This is a genomic window from Streptomyces sp. NPDC047061 (assembly GCF_040643955.1).
GTDB lineage: Bacteria > Actinomycetota > Actinomycetes > Streptomycetales > Streptomycetaceae > Streptomyces.
Map to the genome: position 1 here is coordinate 90,818 of NZ_JBEYVI010000008.1, position 18,078 is coordinate 108,895.

Genomic DNA, 18,078 nt, shown 5'->3' on the forward strand with positions numbered 1-18,078 from the left:
CGCAGTAACCCACAGTTGGCCCATCTTTGCGAGCGGCCGTACCGCGGGTGCCGAATGATGGCGAGCACCGCGGCGGAACCGTCGTCGACTGGTCTACACCAGCTGGTGGGCGGTCGACAAACCCCCGCGGCGACCCGCGGTGCAGCCGAGCGGCCCGGAGGACGCGCCCATGAGTGCCGAGAGCGCCGACAGTACGGCACGTCCCGCGCGGGAGCGGTGGAACGTGTTGTTCCAGGGGCTGCAGAAGATGGGGCGCAGTCTTCAGCTGCCGATCGCGGTGCTGCCGGCGGCGGGGATCCTGAACCGGCTGGGTCAGCCGGACGTGTTCGGTGACCAGGGTCTTGGCTGGACGGCCGTGTCCAAGGTGATGAAGGGGGCGGGCGGGGCGCTGCTGGACGGTTCGGTGGGGTTGCCGCTGCTGTTCTGTGTCGGGGTCGCGATCGGCATGGCGAAGAAGGCGGACGGTTCGACGGCGCTGGCGGCGGTGGCGGGCTTTCTCGTCTATTACGGGGTGCTGCATCAGTTCCCGGAGGACTGTCCCGGTGGTTCGAGGGTGTTGCCGGGGATCGGGTGCCAGGTGCGGGACGGGTCGGTGTCGACGTTCACGTTCCAGAACCCGGGGGTGTTCGGGGGGATCGCGCTGGGGCTGCTGACGGCGTTCTTCTGGGCGCGGTACCACCGGACGCGGCTGGTGGACTGGCTGGGGTTCTTCAACGGGCGGCGGCTGGTCCCGATCATCATGTCGTTCGTGGCCATCGTGTTCGCCGCGTTGTGTCTGTGGGTCTGGCCGCCGGTCGGCGGGGGGCTGGAGAGCTTCAGTCACTGGTTGCGGGACGCGGGGGCGTGGGGTGCGGGGGTGTTCGGGGTCGCGAACCGGGCTTTGCTGGTGGTCGGGCTGCACCAGTTCCTGAACGTGCCCATCTGGTTCCAGTTCGGCAGTTACACCACGCCCGACGGGCAGACGGTGCACGGTGACATCAACATGTTCCTGGCGGGTGATCCGGACGCGGGTCAGTTCACGTCGGGGTTCTTCCCGATCATGATGTTCGCGCTGCCGGCCGCCGCGCTGGCCATGACGCACTGTGCGAAGCCGCACCGGCGCAAGGAGATCGGCGGCCTGATGCTGTCGGTGGCGCTGACGTCGTTCGTGACCGGCATCACCGAGCCGCTGGAGTACTCGTTCCTGTTCATCGCGCCGCTGTTGTACGTGGTGCACGCGGTGCTGACGGGGGCGTCGATGGCGGTGACGTGGGGGCTGGGGGTGCACGACGGGTTCAGTTTCTCGGCGGGGCTGATCGACTACGTCATCAACTGGAAGCTGGCGACGCGGCCTTGGGCGATCATCCCGATCGGTCTGTGCTTCGCGGCGGTCTACTACGTGATCTTCCGGTTCGCCATCACGCGGTTCGACCTGAAGACCCCGGGCAGGGAACCGGAGGATGAAGTGGAGGACGTCACCAAGGCTTAAGCAGCCTGTCGCCCTATGGCGTACAGCGCGTAGCGCTCCGGTTGCGGAATTGACGGGTTCCTTATATCGCCCCCATCGTGTACAACAGGTCTACACCACTGAGTGGTGTAGACCACCACCGATGGAGGAAGTATGACAACCGCCACCGCGACGGCGGCCCCCACAAAGAAGTGGGGATCCGGTCTTTTCCAGGGCCTGCAGAAGGTCGGCCGTAGCCTCCAGCTCCCGATCGCCGTGCTGCCGGCGGCTGGTCTGCTGCTCCGCTTCGGTCAGCAGGACATCCACGACAAGCTGCACCTGCCCGACAAGGTCACCTCGGTCTTCGCCACGGCGGGCGGCGCGATCTTCGACAACCTCCCGATGCTCTTCTGTATCGGCGTCGCGATCGGCTTCGCCAAGAAGGCGGACGGCTCCACGGCGCTGGCCGCCCTGGTCGGCTTCCTGGTCTACAAGAACGTGCTCACCGCGTTCCCCGTCACCGACGCGCAGATCCTGAAGGGCGCGGACGTCCCCGCGACCTTCAACAACCCCGGTGTGCTCGGCGGCCTGGTGATGGGTCTGCTGGGCGCGGTGGTCTGGCAGCGGTTCCATCGGACCAAGCTGGTGGACTGGCTCGGCTTCTTCAACGGCCGCCGGCTCGTCCCGATCATCATGGCCTTCGTCGGCACGGTCATGGGCGTCTTCTTCGGTCTGGTCTGGAAGCCGATCGGCGAGGGCATCTCCAACTTCGGTGAGTGGATCACGGGCCTGGGTGCCTTCGGTGCCGCCCTGTTCGGTCTCATCAACCGCGCGCTGATCCCGGTCGGCATGCACCAGTTCGTGAACACCGTCTCCTGGTTCCAGATCGGCGACTACAAGACGGCGTCCGGCACGATCGTGCACGGCGACCTGACCCGCTTCTTCGCCGGTGACCCGACCGCCGGTCAGTTCATGTCCGGCTTCTTCCCCATCATGATGTTCGGCCTCCCGGCCGCCGCCCTGGCCATCGCGCACACCGCCCGCCCGGAGCGTCGCGCGGCCGTGATGGGCATGATGCTGTCGATGGCGCTGACCTCCTTCGTGACCGGTGTGACCGAGCCGATCGAGTTCACCTTCATGTTCATCGCGCCGCTGCTGTACGTGATCCACGCGGTGCTCACCGCCCTGTCCATGGCGATCACCTGGGCGCTCGGGGTGCATGCGGGCTTCACCTTCTCCGCGGGTGTCATCGACTACATACTCAACTGGAACCTGGCGACCAAGCCCTGGCTGATCATCCCGATCGGCCTGGTGTTCGGAGCGATCTACTACTTCGTCTTCCGCTTCGCCATCGTCCGCTTCAACCTCCCCACCCCGGGCCGCGAGCCCGAGGAGGAGATCGAGGACCTCACTAAGGCGTGAGTCCCTCCCGGCAGCGCACATGACGAAGGCCCCCGCGGCGGCGGGGGCCTTCGTCGCGTCGTACGGCCCTGAACGCCGTACACGTGTCAGATCTCGTACGTCACCCTCGGCGCCGCGAGATCCACCGGGCCGTCGAAGACCTCGCGGGCGTCGGCGAGGTTGACGGCGGGGTCGGTCCACGGCGGGATGTGGGTGAGGACCAGGCGGCGGGCGCCGGCCCGGGCCGCGGTCTCGCCGGCCTCGCGGCCGTTGAGGTGCAGGTCCGGGATGTTCTCCTTGCCGTGCGTGAAGGCGGCCTCGCACAGGAACAGGTCGGTGTCCCGGGCCAGGTCCTCCAGCGCCTCGGTGACCCCGGTGTCGCCCGAGTACGTCAGGGACTTCCCGGCGTGCTCGACGCGGATGCCGTACGCCTCCACGGGGTGCCGGACCCGCTCGGTGTGGACCGTGAAGGGGCCGACGTCGAACGTGGACGGCTTCACGGTGTGGAAGTCGAAGACCTCGCTCATCGAGGAGGCGGTCGGGGTGTCGGCGTAGGCCGTGGTCAGGCGGTGCTCGGTGCCCTCGGGGCCGTAGACCGGGAGCGGGGGGCACGGTCCGCCGTCGTGGCGGTAGTAGCGCGCCACGAAGTAGGCGCACATGTCGATGCAGTGGTCGGCGTGCAGATGGCTCAGGAAGATCGCGTCGAGGTCGTAGAGACCGCAGTGGCGCTGCAGCTCGCCCAGGGCGCCGTTGCCCATGTCGAGGAGCAGCCGGAAGCCGTCGGCCTCTACGAGGTAGCTCGAACAGGCCGATTCCGCGGACGGGAACGACCCCGAGCAGCCGACGACGGTGAGCTTCATGAAGCAGAAACCTCCGTTGGCGGAAACCCAGATGCGCTGGGAACTGGAGTCGGGAAAAAGGGCATGACGGGGGTCGTGCGGTTTGTCGAGCGTAAGGCGCAAAAGAGCCGGTCGCTCCTCCGCCAGGGGCCGTTGTGGGCGAACTCACCTGTGGTGTCACCGGTTCGGCTGGACCGGGGGCGCATGAGGATCGCGTAAGGGCGCGCGTCGATTATCTCGCGCCGGTAACGTCGTCGTATGGACACGTCATGGTGGCTCGCGCTCGCGGCAGTCGTCCTGCTGGCGTTGGTCGCCACGCTCGTGGACGGCTGGGGCAGGGGCCACCGGCCGCGCGGGCACCGCACCCGACCGCCGGGGCATCCGCGTGGCACGCGCGGGCAGCTCGGGCGGCCTCATCCGGGGGACATCTGGTGGGCCAACGTGCCCTACGAGGACGGCCCGGGCGCCAAGGACCGGCCCTGTCTGGTGCTGGCCGTGCGCGGCGACCGGGCGACGATCGCGAAGATCACCAGCAAGTACCACGACGAGCGCGCCGGGGTGATCCCGCTGCCGCCCGGCTCGGTCGGGGACGCCCAGGGCCGGCCGAGTTTCCTGGAGACGGACGAGCTGCGGGAGATCGCGGTGTGGGAGTTCCGGCGCCGGGTGGGCGTGGTCGACCCGGTGCTGTGGGACCAGGTGCGGCACCTGGCCGACTGAGGCTCAGTTCACCTTCACCGTGACCTGCCACTCCTGGATGCCCTTGCAGGAGACTCCGCCGGGCGCGGTGGGCTCGGCGCACAGCGGGCGGGTGGCGGAGAGGGTGACGGTCCCGGCGGCCGCCGCCTGGAAGGCGGATCCGGCGTCGCCGCCCCGGAGCATGATCCCGTAGTTGATCTCCTTGAGGGCGGCCGTGTCCCCGGCCGCGGTGATCTTCTTCCAGGGGCGCTGCTCGGTCCCGTCCAGGGTGATCCGGAGGGTGCCGTCCTGGGCCAGGCAGAAGGTACGGCCGCTGTCGGCGGTGGTGAGCTCGGAGGTCACGGGCGTGCAGCCGGCGGAGGGGGTGGGTGTCGAGGTCACGCTCGGGGTCGGGGTCGGCGTCGGTTTCGGGGACACCGCGCCGCTGCCCTTGTCGCCGCCTCCGCCCTGGGAGCCGCAGCCCGCCAGCAGGAGCAGGCTCGCCGCGGCGAGAGACGCGCGGTGGAACGTCGTACGGCGCATGGGGTGTCCGCCTTTCCGTCGGGGAACGGACCCTTGGTGCCGATATGACGTATCCGCCGCTCGTACGGATCCCGCACCCGGACGGCTTCCGGGCGCGGGATCCGGTCAGTGCACGGGAGGGGTCAGCCGGTCGTGACGGCGGTGTCGTCGACGACGAAGCTGGTCTGGAGCGAGGAGTCCTCGACACCGCTGAACTTCAGGGTGACGGTCGAGCCCGCGTAGGACCCGAGGCTGAAGGACTTCTGCACGTATCCGGTGGCCGCGTTGAGGTTGGAGTACGTGGCCAGGGTGGTCGAACCGGCGGTGACCGTCAGCTTGTCGTACTGGGTGCTGGTGGTGGTCTCGGCCGTGTCGACGTGCAGGTAGAAGGTGAAGGTGGTGGCGGTGCAGCCGGACGGGATCGTCACCGACTGGGACAGCGTGTCGGTGTGGGTCGAGCCGTAGCCGTCGAGCCACGCCTTGTACGAGCCCGCGTGGGCGGCCTCGCTGCTGGAGTTGGTGATGACACCGCTGCTCGCGGTCCAGGTGGTGTTGCCCGACTCGAAGCCGGGGTTGCCGAGCAGCTGGGACGAGGTGCAGGTGCCGCCGCCGCTGGTGCTGACGGTCCAGGTGAAGGAGGCCGAGCCGGAGGCGCCGGTGGAGTCGGTCGCGGTGACGGTGGCGCTGTAGGTGCCCGCGGTGGACGCCGTGCCGGAGATCAGGCCGGTGGAACTGGAGATGGACAGGCCGGTGGGCAGGCCGCTGGCGCTGTAGGTGAGGGTCGCGCCCGCGCTGTCGGAGGCCGAGATCTGCAGGCTGACCGAGGAGCCGGTCGCGGTGGACTGGCTGCCCGGGTTGGTGACGGTCACCGTGTTGCCGGTGCTGGTGCCGGAGGCGAAGGCGGTGGTGCCGTTCGGGGTGCCCCAGCCGGTCGGGCCGTCGTAGCCGGTGCCCGCGGTGCAGAAGTACGACGTCGAGCAGGAGCCGTTGTTGCCGCTGGTCACGTCGTACAGGTTGCTGGTGTGGGAGTACGGGTACTTCGCCGGGTAGTCGCTCGAACCCGGGGTGCCCGCGAGGGCGTACACGCCGGCGATGATCGGCGAGGAGGCACTCGTACCGCCGTAGACCGCCCAGCCGGAGCCGCCGTAGGTGTCGTAGACCGCCACGCCGGTGGCCGGGTCGGCGACCGCGGAGACGTCGGACTCCATGCGCTTGGTGCAGCCGGTGTCGGTCTGCCAGCTCGGCTTCGCGTCGTAGGCGGAGCAGCCGGAGCCGGTGCCCTCGGAGGAGCTGGTCTTCCAGACGGACTCGGTCCAGCCGCGGGTGGAGGAGGAGGTGGAGAGCGCGGTGCCGCCGACGGCGGTCACGTACTGGGAGGTCGCCGGGTACTCGGCGCCGTAGTCGCTGTCACCGGCGGAGACGGTGATCGCGACACCCGGGTGCTTGAAGTACGAGGTGTCCTCGCTGGTCTGGGAGGAGGACTCGGAGCCGCCCCAGCTGTTGGAGACGAACTTGGCGCCGAGCGCGACGGCCTCGTTCTCGGCGGTGCCGAGGTCGGAGTCGGTGGCGGAGCTGGCCTCGACGAGGATGATGTTGCAGTTCGGGCAGACGGCGCTGACCATGTCGATGTCGAGCGCTTCCTCGCCGGCCCAGCCGGAGTCGTTCGTGGGCAGCGAGGTCGTCGAACCGGTCTGGCTGACCTGCTTGAAGCAGCCGTTGGCGACGGTGCACGCGGACAGGCCGTACGTGGAGCGGTAGGTGGCCAGGTCCGAGGCGGCGTTCGGGTCGTTGTAGGCGTCGACCACGGCGACCGTCAGGCCGGAACCGCCGGTCGAGGGCAGGTTGTAGGCGCTGTGCAGGTTGGTGGGGCTCAGGCCGGAGGGGGCGGCGGCGAGCGCGGCGGACAGCTGCTGCTTGATGTCGGTGCGGCGCTGCGCGAAGCAGTTGACCTCACCGGGCTTGGAGACGGTGGCGCACAGGTGCTTGGTGGGCACCTTCTGCCCGGCCTTGCCGGTGCTGTGCACGGCCTGCCGGGCGGGGTCGGTGAGGGCCTTGGAGTTCTGGGCGGCCCGGGTGGTCTGGGCGGTGGCCCGGGGGGCGATGGTCTGTGCCGATGCCTGTGCCTGTGCGGTCGGTGCCGCGACGAAACCGGAGACGGCGAGGGCGAGGGCGGGGAAGGCGAAGGCCAGAAGTCTTCGCAGGCTCCGTCGTGATTCACGCATGGGGGTACTGCCTCCATCGGTGGGGTTACAAGGCAGGCCCGTGACGCGCGTAGCGGCGGCAGAGTGCGCGGTCATGAGCATGACACTTCGAACACCCTGGTATGCCGATGAGCGTGGCATGACAGGACGGTGAGGAACCTAGCCGGGTTCACCGGGGACCGGTTCCCCCGGACGAAGATCTTTGCCGCGCCATAGGCAGCGCTTAGCCCCCTCATAGGAGGGGGTTGGCGCGTACATGATGAGCGCTATGCCCAGAGCTGACCCTGCAGGGTCTCGATGGCTTCCTCGGTCGTGGCGGCGGTGTACACGCCGGTCGACAGGTACTTCCAGCCGCCGTCGGCGACCACGAACACGATGTCCGCGCTCTCGCCGGCCTGGACGGCCTTCTTCCCGACGCCGATCGCGGCGTGCAGCGCGGCGCCGGTGGAGATGCCCGCGAAGATGCCCTCCTGCTGGAGGAGGTCCCGGGTCCGGGTCACCGCGTCCGCGGAGCCGACCGAGAACCGGGTGGTAAGCACGGAGGCGTCGTACAGCTCGGGCACGAAGCCCTCGTCGAGGTTCCTGAGCCCGTACACGAGGTCGTCGTACCGGGGTTCGGCGGCGACGATCTTCACGTCCGGCTTGTGCTCCCGCAGATACCGCCCGACACCCATCAGCGTGCCGGTGGTCCCCAGCCCCGCGACGAAGTGCGTGACGGACGGCAGGTCGGCGAGGATCTCCGGACCGGTGGTCGCGTAGTGCGCACCGGCGTTGTCCGGGTTGCCGTACTGGTAGAGCATCACCCAGTCCGGATGCTCGGCGGACAGCTCCTTGGCCACCCGCACCGCGGTGTTGGAACCACCCGCGGCCGGGCTGGAGATGATCTCCGCGCCCCACATCCCCAGCAGGTCCCGGCGCTCCTGCGAGGTGTTCTCGGGCATCACGCAGACCATGCGGTAGCCCTTGAGCTTGGCGGCCATCGCCAGCGAGATGCCGGTGTTGCCCGACGTCGGCTCCAGGATGGTGCAGCCCGGGGTGAGCCGGCCGTCCTTCTCCGCCTGCTCGATCATGTGCAGGGCGGGACGGTCCTTGACCGAGCCGGTCGGGTTGCGGTCCTCCAGCTTGGCCCAGATCCGGACGTCGGCGGACGGCGAGAGCCGCGGCAGGCACACCAGGGGGGTGTTGCCGACCGCGGCCAACGGGGAGTCGTAGCGCATGGAGATCTCAGGCCATGCCGCCGGCGACGGCCGGCAGGATCGTCACGGTGTCGCCGTCGGTGAGCTTGGTGTTGATGCCGTCGACGAAACGGACGTCCTCGTCGTTCAGGTACACGTTCACGAAGCGGCGCAGCTTGCCGTCGTCCACGATGCGGGCGTGGATGCCGGTGTGCCGGGTCTCGAGGTCGTTGAAGAGGTCGGCGATGGTCTCACCACTGCCCTCCACCGCCTTCTGACCGTCGGTGTACTGGCGGAGGATGGTCGGGATGCGGACCTCGATGGCCATGGTTGCGGGCTCCTGTCGGGAAGTCTGGGTGGTTGGGCGCGCACAGCAGCACGCCGCGGCTCATGGCCGTACGGCGGCAGGGAAACGTCAACAGATGGCGCTGTTCAGCCTGCACAGATCGACGTGCAGCCGCGCCACGAGCAGGGTGCCCCGCGCCTTGTCGCCCACGTCGTTCAGAACCATGGGGTCATCGTATCGATTCCCGGTGCCGGTTCCGGAGTGTGATTCCACATGCCGGACACTTTTTGACCGAGGCCTGAGATGACCGACCCAGGGGCGCGGGGCTGTATCGATATGCGGCTCCGCCGCGTGGGCGCGCTCAGCCCCCACCGGCCCGCAGGTGCCCACCGGCCGGTCCGGCACCGCCGGAATCCGCCGTCGCGGCCGAGCGCCGCTGCGGCGGAAAGAAAAGGCGGGCGGAGGGCGGGCAGCGGAGGAGTCTGGTTGAGCGGCGAAGAAGGACGAGCCACTGGAAAAGGTGAGCGGAGGAAACAAGGCACCGGCGGAGGGTGGGCGGCAGAGGGGAAGGCCGACTGCGCAGAGCGAGGTCGGCTGTGGAGAGCAGGGTCGGCGGCGGAGAAGCTAGTACGCCTCGACGATGCTGATCTCCTCCTCCGTCACCTCGCCGTCCACGATGCGGTACGAGCGGAACTGGAAGTCGCCCAGGCCGTCGGTGTCGGCGGTGGAGACGAGGACGTAGTGGGCGCCGGGCTCGTTGGCGTACGAGATGTCGGTCCGGGAGGGGTACGCCTCCGTCGCCGTGTGGGAGTGGTAGACGACCACCGGCTCCTCGTCGCGGTCGTCCATCTCCCGGTACAGCTTCAAGAGGTCGCCGGAGTCGAACTCGTAGAACGTCGGGGACATCGCCGCGTTCAGCATCGGGATGAACCGCTGGGGGCGGTCCGAGCCCGCCGGGCCCGCGACGACGCCGCACGCCTCGTCGGGGTGGTCCTTGCGCGCGTGGGCGACGATCTGGTCGACGAGGGCCTGGGTGATGGTCAGCATGGTCGCCAGGATAAGCAGAGGGCCGCCCCGTACCGAAGGCTGGTACGGGACGGCCCGGATGCCGGACGCCCTGAGCGGCTGCCGCAGGGGGGCGCCACGAGTGCTCCCCTGCGGCGGGCGTCCTGGAGGGGTTGGTCTTGGGTCAGCCCACCTTTTCCAGCGGTGCCGGCTCGCGGCGCTCGGCGACCTCGGGGTTGCGGTTCTTCAGGACCAGCCAGCCGACGCCCAGCGCGGCGGCCCAGCCGGCCATCACGTACAGGCAGATCCGGGAGTCGCCGTCGTAGGCGATCAGGCCGGTGACGAAGAGGAGGAAGACGATCGCGATCCAGCTGCACTTCGCGCCGCCGGGGGCCGGGAAGGCGGAGGCCGGCAGGCGGCCCGCGTCGACCGCGCGGCGGTAGCGGACGTGGCTGATCAGGATCATCAGCCAGGTCCAGATGCCGGCCGCAGTGGCGACGGAGGTGACGTAGCCGAACGCCTTCTCCGGGACGACGTAGTTGAGGATCACGCCGATGCCCATGAAGAGGACCGAGACGGTGATGCCGAGCGCCGGGGTCTTCGACGCGGACAGCTTGCGGAACACGGCCGGGGCCTCGCCGCTGTCGGCCAGGTTCCGCAGCATGCGGCCCGTGGAGTACATGCCGGAGTTGCAGGAGGACAGGGCGGCGGTGAGGACGACGAAGTTGACGATGCCGGCGCCGGCCGGGATGCCGATCTTCGCGAAGGCGGCCACGAAGGGGCTGACGCCCGGGGCGAACTCCGTCCACTTCACGACGCAGAGGATGACGGTGAGCGCGCCGACGTAGAAGAGGGCGATCCGCCAGGGGAGGGTGTTGATCGCCTTGGGGAGGGTCTTCTCCGGGTTCTCCGACTCGCCGGCGGTGACGCCGACCAGCTCGACCGCGAGGTAGGCGAACATGACGCCCTGCAGGGTCATCAGGGAGGAGCCGACGCCCTTGGGGAAGAAGCCGTCGAACTGGTAGAGGTTCGCGACCGAGGCGGTGTCACCGGCGGCGCTGAAGCCGAAGGTGAGGACGCCGAGACCGATCACGATCATGCCGATCAGGGCGGTGACCTTGACCATGGAGAACCAGAACTCCAGCTCTCCGAAGACCTTGACCGAGATCAGGTTGACCCCGAAGAGGATCACCAGGAAGACCAGCGCGGTCACCCACTGCGGGACCTGCGGGAACCAGTAGTTCACGTAGATCGCGGCGGCGGTGAGCTCCGCCATGCCCGTCACGACCCACATCAGCCAGTACGTCCAGCCGGTGAAGTAGCCGAAGAACGGGCCGAGGAACTCGCGGGAGTACTCGGCGAAGGAGCCGGAGACCGGACGGTAGAGCAGGAGCTCGCCGAGGGCCCGCATGATGAAGAAGATGATGCCGCCGGCGAGGGCGTACATCAGGATGAGGCTGGGACCGGCCTTGGCGATGTTCGCCCCGGCACCCAGGAAGAGCCCGACGCCGATGGCGCCGCCGATCGCGATCATCTGGACCTGGCGGCTGCCGAGCCCGCGCTCGTACCCCTCTTCGGGGGCTTCGGAGGTCCCGGAGGAGTTCCCCGACGTGTCGACCTGAGCGGAGGTCATGTGTGGTGTGCGCCTTTCTCCATGCCGACCCGGGCCTCTCGTCGGCCTCGGATCGGGTTTCGATCCCCCCGGATTGCTGGAGCGGTGCCTGACCGGTGGTGGCCGGTTCGGTGGCGCACCCGGACGTACACGTGGGTGGTGTTCGCCGGGCGGTCGTGAAGATTTATCACGGCCGCAACACTGATCACCGGATTCCGCCGAGAGGGATTGTGGCGCACACCACTGGAAGAAGCGGACAAAACGCGACCAAAACCGCCATACCAGGCCGCAACGGTGACGGGATCGTTATCCGGATTTGAGCGTCCTCTGAGCGAACGCGAGACCGGGAGGAATTCGGTGCGGATTACGGCATAAGGGTCGCGACCAGGGTCTCCTGGAGGCCGCCGAGCCACAGGTACGCCATCACCATCGGCTTGCGCGGGTCCTCGTCCGGGAGCCGGTAGAGCAGGTCGGTGTCGTCCTCGTCGGTGATGTCGAGGCGGGAACCGATCGCGAGGCGCAGGTCGGTGAGGGCGCCGAGCCACTGCCGGGACTCCTCGGGCGTCAGCTTGAGGACCGCGTCGCCCTTCTCCTCCGGGACGAGGGCGTCCAGGGAGCGGATCACCGCGAGGGCGGTCTCCCGCTTGCCCGCCCTGAGGTCGTTCTCGGTGTAGCGGCGGAACTCGGCGGAGTGGGCCTGCCGCTCCTCAGCCTCCTCCGGGGTCTGCGGCAGCCGCTCCGGGTCGCAGTAGGCGTCCGGGAAGAGCCGGCGCAGCACCGGGTCGCTGGGCGCCTCGCTGGGCCCCTCGGCGAACAGCTCGGCGAGCGGGTCGTCGGGGGCGTCCTCGGCGGGGCCGGGGCCGATGAGTTCCAGGAGCTGGACGGCCAGCGACCGGATGATGGAGATCTCGACGTCGTCGAGCGCGACGGCCGCGCCGCCGCCGGGGAGCGGTTCGAAGATTCCTGGCATGGAGGGGATTCGCTGCTTCCGGAGCTGATCGGGGAGCTGTTCGAGGAGCTGAGCGGGGAGCCGGCCGGTGGGTGGGCCGAACGGTGGGCCGAACGGTGGGCCGAACGGTGGGCCGAACGGTGGGCGTGGCTACTTCCGGTCCTGCTGGAGGGTCGCCCACAGGCCGTAGCCGTGCATCGCCTGCACGTCGCGTTCCATCTCCTCGCGACTGCCGCTGGAGACGACCGCCCGGCCCTTGTGGTGGACGTCCAGCATGAGCTTGGTGGCCTTGTCCTTGGGATAGCCGAAGTACGTCTGGAAGACGTACGTCACATAGCTCATGAGGTTGACGGGGTCGTTGTGCACGAGCGTGATCCACGGGACGTCCGGCTCGGGGACGGCGAAGGCCTCCTCCGCCGACTCGGTGCGTTCGATCTCTACGGGAGCGGGTGACGTCACAAGGCCCATGCTGCCACGGGCCCCTTAAATCGTCACACTGACACAAAGGGGTGTAGCATCTGTTGCCATGCTGCATACATCGGGGGGCGACCCCCGAACCCCCGGCCGACCTGGGGCACCCCCGAGAGACATAGCTAGGAGAGCTGTCGTGGATGTAGCGGACCTTGGGCTGCCGGTGGACGTCCCGTCGACGGCGCTCTTCACGGACCAGTACGAGCTGACGATGCTGCAGGCCGCCCTGAAGGCGGGTACGGCCGAGCGGCGGAGTGTCTTCGAGGTCTTCACCCGGCGACTGCCGGAGGGGCGCCGCTACGGCGTCGTGGGGGGCACCGGACGCGTCCTGGACGCGGTCGAGAACTTCCGCTTCGACAACGGCGTCCTCGGCTTCCTCGCGGAGCGGAAGATCATCGACGGGCCGACCCTGGAGTGGCTCGCCGGCTACCGCTTCAGCGGCGACATCTGGGGCTACCCCGAGGGCGAGGTCTACTTCCCGGGCTCGCCGATCATGCGGGTGGAGGGCTCCTTCGCCGAGTGCGTGCTCCTGGAGACCGTGATCCTCTCCATCCTGAACCACGACTCGGCGATCGCGGCCGCCGCCTCCCGGATGTCCTCGGCCGCCGGGGACCGCCCGCTGATCGAGATGGGCGCCCGCCGCACCCACGAACTGGCCGCCGTCGCCGCCTCCCGCGCCGCCTACGTCGGGGGCTTCGCCACCACCTCCGACCTCGCGGCCGGCTTCCGCTACGGCATCCCGACGGTGGGGACGAGTGCCCACGCCTTCACCCTGCTGCACGACCACGAGCGCGACGCCTTCCGGGCCCAGGTCGACTCGCTCGGCCGGGGCACCACCCTGCTGGTCGACACCTACGACGTCGCCGAGGCGGTCCGGACGGCCGTGGAGGTGGCCGGGCCCGAGCTGGGCGCCGTCCGCATCGACTCCGGCGACCTGCTGCTGGTCGCCCACCGGGTGCGCCAGCAGCTGGACGAGCTCGGCGCCCGGGACACGCGGATCATCGTCACCTCCGACCTCGACGAGTACGCCATCGCCTCGCTGGCCGCCGCCCCCGTGGACGCGTACGGCGTCGGCACCCAGCTGGTGACCGGCTCCGGGCACCCCACCTGCTCCATGGTCTACAAGCTGGTCGCCCGCGCCGAGTCCGCCGACCCGAGGGCGCCGCTGGTGCCGGTCGCGAAGAAGTCGACGGGCGGCAAGACGTCCGTCGGCGGCCGCAAGTGGGCGGCGCGGCGGCTGGACGCCGACGGGGTGGCGGAGGCCGAGGTGGTCGGCACCGGCGACGTCCCGGCCGACCTGGTCGACCGGCAGCTCCTGGTCGAACTGGTGAAGTCCGGGGAGGTCGTCGCCCGCGAACCCCTGGACGCGCCCCGCACCCGGCACACGGTAGCCCTCGCGAATCTGCCGCTCTCCGCGACCCAGCTGTCGCGCGGGGAACCGGTCATTCCGACGGAGTACGTGCAGGGGCGCTCGGGTAGCTAGAGCGAGTGCCCGCGTACGCGCCCCGCAAAGCCCCCTCCCCTACGCCCCCGTAAGTCTCTACGCTCATAGGTTCAGGCCGGGCCCGCACCCCTTCTTTCCGCGTCTCTCCCGTCGACGGACCCGATATCGAATGCGAAGGACACCGACCATGCGCCGCGCCTTGATCGTCGTCGATGTGCAGAACGACTTCTGCGAGGGAGGCAGCCTCGCGGTGGCAGGGGGCTCGGACGTGGCCGCCGCGATCACGGAGCTGATCGGGCAGGCGCCCGCCGGCTACCGCCACGTGGTGGCGACCCGCGACCACCACATCGCGCCGGGCGGCCACTTCGCCGACAACCCCGACTACGTCCGCAGCTGGCCGGCGCACTGTGTCGCCGGCACCGAGGGCGTGGGCTTCCATCCGAACTTCGCCCCGGCGGTCGCCTCCGGGGCGGTGGACGCGGTGTTCAGCAAGGGGGCGTACGCGGCGGCCTACAGCGGCTTCGAGGGCGTCGACGAGAACGGCGTCAAGCTGGCGGAGTGGCTGCGGGCCCGGAAGATCGACGAGGTGGACGTGGTGGGCATCGCGACCGACCACTGCGTGCGGGCGACCGCCCTGGACGCCGCGCGGGAGGGCTTCCGCACGCAGGTCCTCCTCGACCTCACGGCAGGCGTGGCCGAAGCCACCACAGAACGCGCCCTGGAGGAGCTCCGCGAGGCGGGCGTGGAACTGACGGGCAAGCCGGTGGTCTGAGGGCCCCTCTTCCATTCGGCCAGTGGGCACCTACGGGCCGGTGGTGGCTGATCGCGCCCACGCGGCGGAGCCGCATGTCGATACAGCCCCGCGCCCCTGAGTTGGCTGCCCGGCCCGGCAACAATCCATCACCTCGCTGGTCGCGCCCACGCGGCGGAGCCGCATGTCGGTGCAGCCCCGCGCCCCTGGGGAGGCTACGCCGCTGTCGGTCTTCGGAGGAGGGATCTGATTGGTCTCCAGAGTTCCAGGGCCGTGACACCGTTGTCAGGGGCGGTTCGCCATATGAGGCCGTCGGGGTGGTGGAGGACGGCGGTGATCTCGTCGGGGGTGGGTGGGGCGGCGTTGCCCCGGAGGTAGACGGCTCGCATGCCCAGGTTGCGGAGCCTCGTCAGGGCCCGGGCTCGGTTCTGGGCGTGGACCAGTACCCGGACGGCGGACGAGCCGTCCGCGGTGGCGGGGCTGGGCAGGTTCAGCGCCACCACCACCCTGCCGTTCGGCAGCTTGCAGAACCCTCCTGCGGCCATGCGGTCACACCCCCGTGTGCGTCGGTGTCAATAAGAAAGCCACAGGAGGCACCTAAACACGAGCGGCGGCGACCCGCCAAGGGGTCGCCGCCGATACGTGCCTGACCTGCAATGATGCGGATTACTTCACTGCGGGACCGACCTGGAGGGAGATCGTCGAGCCGTCCCGGGCCTCCGTCACAATGTTGATCTTCGTGTTGGTGTCAGTGATCTTGACGCCGGCGGCCGGGTTCGAGGCGTCGTAGTAGTCGCTCTTGTGGTCGTTGAAGACCGACACCCCGGAGGACTGCCTGATCTTCGTCGCCACGTCCGCCTTGTGGAGGGTGATGCCGTCGCTCGCGTAGAGGCTGAACGGCGAGTCGTAGGCCTGGATGCGGTTGCGCATCAGCGTGCCGTCGGACCACTTCAGCGGCGTCGGGTGCGAGTCGATCGGGAGGATCAGACCGGTACCGGGGTGGACGCTGGTGTTGTCGTCCGCCTCGGAGAGGTCCCACTTCCAGATCAACAGGCCGTTCTGGTAGGCGTAGTGCTCCACCCAGTCCGGACGGGTCGTCGAGAAGCCGAAGTTGTACGGGCCGACCTCGAGGGTCTTGTCGTACGACACGTACTGGCGGTTCTCCGCGATGTAGTACTGCGCGTAGTCCTTGGTGAAGGACGCGCCGATGCGGGAGAAGCCGGAGGCGGTCCAAGCCGCGTCCGCCGACTCGGCGTTGTCGGAGAAGACCGTCGAGCCGTCCGCGGTCAGGGTGATCTCGTCGGCCGCGAAGCCCTTGAGGGCGACCCCGCCGTCGGTCTGGTAGCGGAAGCGCAGCTGGATCTTCTGGCCCGCGTAGGCGCCCAGCGGGTACGACAGCTTGGTGTACGCGTCGACCGAACCGGTGAGCGCCGGCTTGTCGCTGCCGTCGCGCGGGATGGCGGCGCCGTTCACCGTGCCGTCCAGGGCGGTCCAGTTGGCGCCGCCGTCGGTGGAGACCTCGGTGTAGAGGTAGTCGTAGCCCGACTCGATGTCGAACCAGCCGTCGAGCGACAGCGTGGCCGACGACTTGCCGGTCAGGTCGACGTCACGGGTCAGCGTGTTCTTGAGGTTGTCGCCGCTGCCGCTCCACCACTGGGCCGAGCCCTCGGCCGGGGTGACGACGGTGGTGGTGACCGCCTTGTCGGGGAGCGAGACCACCAGGGCCTGCTTGTCCTTCGTGTTGTACTCGGCGACGCCCAGCTTGTGGCTGGACTTGGTGCCGGCCTTGGCCACGTCGTAGTTGAGCCAGCCGAGCTGCAGCTTGTCCCAGGCGTTCATGTCGCCCGGCAGGTCGCCGATCGCTTCCTTGCCGGTGCCCAGCCAGGAGCCGGAGGACATCAGGGTCCAGAAACCGGTGGAGTTCTCGCCGCCGTTGGTGTCGTACTCGTCCGGCAGGCCGAGGTCGTGGCCGTACTCGTGGGCGTAGACGCCGAGTCCGCCGTTCTCCGGCTGCATGGTGTAGTCGCCGACCCAGATGCCGGTGTCGCCGACCTGGGTGCCGCCGAGCTTGTTGTCCGCGGGGCCGGTGGCGCCGGCGTCGGTGCCGAAGGCGTACCAGCGGTGCGCCCAGATCGCGTCGGTGCCCTGGGCGCCGCCGCCCGCGGACTCGTCCTCGCCGGCGTGCACGATCTGGAAGTGGTCGACATAGCCGTCGGGCTCGTTGAAGTTGCCGTCGCCGTCGTAGTCGTAGCGGTCCCACTGGTCGTACTGGGCGAGGTCGGCCTTGATGGCGGCGGCGGACACGCCGGCCGCCTCCTGGTCGGCGACCCAGGCGGTCACGCCGTCCTTCACCAGGTTCCAGACGCTGGAGCAGGTGGTGGAGCCGCAGGCGTTGTTGCCGTAACGGGCCTCGTTGTAGGGGACCTTGACCCAGTCGGTGACCTCACCGTCGACCGAGTAGCGGCCCGAGGACTGCTTCTCGTAGTACTTCTTCAGCGACTCGGTGTTCTTGCCGGTGCCGAAGTAGAGGTCCTGGAAGTGCTGCTGGTTGTAGTCCGCCTGCCACGCCGTGGAGTTGTCCTTGGTGCGGTCCGGCTGGGCTATCTGGTTGTGCAGCGGGCCGGCCGTGCCGTTGTACCGCGGGTCCGTCTGGTCGCCGAACTCGACCAGGATCGTGAAGATCTTGTCCGTCTTCTCGCGGCCGAGTTCGACGTACTTGCTGTCGCCCTTCTTGCCCTTGAGCTGGACGACCTGGGAACCGTCGCGGTCCTTGACCTGGGCCTTGCCGGATATGACCTGGTCGAGGGCCTCCTGGCGCTGGGCCTCCTGGGTCTTGCTCAGCGGGCCGTCGAGGTCGTGCTCCTCCTGCTTCGTCGACGGGTCGTGCCGGTCGACGGTGCTGGTGGTCGCCGCCGGGGTCGCGGCCTCCGCGACCGCGAAGGTGGCGAAGCCCACGGAGGCGGTAGCGAGCGTCACGCCGATGGCGAGTGCTCTGAACGTCCAGGGTCTGCTGGTCACTTGAGTTCCTCCCCCGCGCCGCGCGCACGGCAAGGGGGACCGGGTGATGGTTTGGGGGTCCGTGCGCGCACGTTCAACGCGTCGATTCAAGTGACGATATTTGACTACTGGTTTACGAGAAAAGACAGACCTTGACTCGGACAGTTCAACTGCACTATGCGGAGCGGAAGTTCGCTTTACGGACGCCGGGCACGGAGGTACCCCGGAAGGGCCTCGCCCAACCGGCGCGCATATGCCTCCGGTTGCCGTACGCCATGCGACCGTGCGCCCCCTGTGCACCGGTACCGTGGGTTAGGTCACGCT

17 protein-coding genes are annotated in these 18,078 nt (G+C 69.0%); 5 read left to right on the forward strand and 12 right to left on the reverse strand.

Annotation, left to right across the window (positions count from 1 at the left end):
- Positions 1–169: 169 nt before the first annotated feature.
- The gene (locus ABZ887_RS15020; RefSeq protein ID WP_361288290.1) at positions 170–1,468 is read left to right on the forward strand and encodes a PTS transporter subunit EIIC; all 1,299 of its coding nucleotides are present in this window, start codon (positions 170–172) and stop codon (positions 1,466–1,468) included.
- A 132-nt stretch (positions 1,469–1,600) separates the two neighbouring features.
- Positions 1,601–2,848 carry a PTS transporter subunit EIIC gene (locus ABZ887_RS15025; protein WP_361288293.1) on the forward strand — a complete coding sequence of 416 codons (1,248 nt, stop codon included), beginning with the start codon at positions 1,601–1,603 and terminating at the stop codon, positions 2,846–2,848.
- A gap of 86 nt (positions 2,849–2,934) precedes the next feature.
- Here the strand turns inward: ABZ887_RS15025 and ABZ887_RS15030 are convergent, their stop codons facing one another.
- Positions 2,935–3,687: an MBL fold metallo-hydrolase gene (locus ABZ887_RS15030; protein ID WP_361288296.1), complete on the reverse strand. Its 753-nt coding sequence runs from the start codon at positions 3,685–3,687 to the stop codon at positions 2,935–2,937.
- A 237-nt stretch (positions 3,688–3,924) separates the two neighbouring features.
- On the opposite strand from ABZ887_RS15030, the gene ABZ887_RS15035 reads away from it, so the two are divergent.
- Complete coding sequence (locus ABZ887_RS15035) at positions 3,925–4,383, forward strand: type II toxin-antitoxin system PemK/MazF family toxin (RefSeq protein WP_361288299.1); 459 nt, start codon at positions 3,925–3,927, stop codon at positions 4,381–4,383.
- Positions 4,384–4,386: 3 nt separating this feature from the next.
- On the opposite strand, the gene ABZ887_RS15040 is transcribed toward ABZ887_RS15035, so the two are convergent.
- From ABZ887_RS15040 to clpS, 9 genes are all read right to left on the reverse strand, one after another.
- Positions 4,387–4,884: a hypothetical protein gene (locus tag ABZ887_RS15040; protein WP_361288302.1), complete on the reverse strand. Its 498-nt coding sequence runs from the start codon at positions 4,882–4,884 to the stop codon at positions 4,387–4,389.
- Positions 4,885–5,006: 122 nt separating this feature from the next.
- Positions 5,007–7,085, reverse strand: a complete 2,079-nt coding sequence (locus ABZ887_RS15045) for a putative Ig domain-containing protein (protein ID WP_361288305.1) — start codon at positions 7,083–7,085, stop codon at positions 5,007–5,009.
- 245 nt (positions 7,086–7,330) lie between these two features.
- The gene (locus ABZ887_RS15050) at positions 7,331–8,281 is read right to left on the reverse strand and encodes a cysteine synthase (RefSeq protein ID WP_361288308.1); all 951 of its coding nucleotides are present in this window, start codon (positions 8,279–8,281) and stop codon (positions 7,331–7,333) included.
- Positions 8,282–8,288: 7 nt separating this feature from the next.
- Positions 8,289–8,567 carry a MoaD/ThiS family protein gene (locus ABZ887_RS15055; protein ID WP_361288310.1) on the reverse strand — a complete coding sequence of 93 codons (279 nt, stop codon included), beginning with the start codon at positions 8,565–8,567 and terminating at the stop codon, positions 8,289–8,291.
- A gap of 87 nt (positions 8,568–8,654) precedes the next feature.
- Complete coding sequence (locus ABZ887_RS15060) at positions 8,655–8,750, reverse strand: putative leader peptide (protein ID WP_350784557.1); 96 nt, start codon at positions 8,748–8,750, stop codon at positions 8,655–8,657.
- A 399-nt stretch (positions 8,751–9,149) separates the two neighbouring features.
- Positions 9,150–9,572: a M67 family metallopeptidase gene (locus ABZ887_RS15065; protein ID WP_361288314.1), complete on the reverse strand. Its 423-nt coding sequence runs from the start codon at positions 9,570–9,572 to the stop codon at positions 9,150–9,152.
- 142 nt (positions 9,573–9,714) lie between these two features.
- Entirely contained in the window at positions 9,715–11,163 is a 1,449-nt protein-coding gene (locus ABZ887_RS15070; RefSeq protein WP_361288317.1) for an amino acid permease, read from the reverse strand.
- Positions 11,164–11,506: 343 nt separating this feature from the next.
- Positions 11,507–12,112 carry a DUF2017 domain-containing protein gene (locus ABZ887_RS15075; RefSeq protein WP_361288320.1) on the reverse strand — a complete coding sequence of 202 codons (606 nt, stop codon included), beginning with the start codon at positions 12,110–12,112 and terminating at the stop codon, positions 11,507–11,509.
- A gap of 129 nt (positions 12,113–12,241) precedes the next feature.
- On the reverse strand, positions 12,242–12,559 hold the full coding sequence (clpS, locus tag ABZ887_RS15080; protein WP_217545442.1) for an ATP-dependent Clp protease adapter ClpS: 318 nt from the start codon (positions 12,557–12,559) through the stop codon (positions 12,242–12,244).
- A 139-nt stretch (positions 12,560–12,698) separates the two neighbouring features.
- Between clpS and ABZ887_RS15085 the strand changes: the two genes are divergently transcribed.
- Complete coding sequence (locus ABZ887_RS15085) at positions 12,699–14,045, forward strand: nicotinate phosphoribosyltransferase (protein ID WP_361288324.1); 1,347 nt, start codon at positions 12,699–12,701, stop codon at positions 14,043–14,045.
- 148 nt (positions 14,046–14,193) lie between these two features.
- Positions 14,194–14,778 carry a nicotinamidase gene (locus tag ABZ887_RS15090; RefSeq protein ID WP_089106660.1) on the forward strand — a complete coding sequence of 195 codons (585 nt, stop codon included), beginning with the start codon at positions 14,194–14,196 and terminating at the stop codon, positions 14,776–14,778.
- A 194-nt stretch (positions 14,779–14,972) separates the two neighbouring features.
- Here the strand turns inward: ABZ887_RS15090 and ABZ887_RS15095 are convergent, their stop codons facing one another.
- On the reverse strand, positions 14,973–15,302 hold the full coding sequence (locus ABZ887_RS15095) for a hypothetical protein (protein WP_361288328.1): 330 nt from the start codon (positions 15,300–15,302) through the stop codon (positions 14,973–14,975).
- A gap of 121 nt (positions 15,303–15,423) precedes the next feature.
- Positions 15,424–17,775, reverse strand: a complete 2,352-nt coding sequence (locus tag ABZ887_RS15100) for an immune inhibitor A domain-containing protein (RefSeq protein WP_361288334.1) — start codon at positions 17,773–17,775, stop codon at positions 15,424–15,426.
- Positions 17,776–18,078 lie beyond the last annotated feature (303 nt).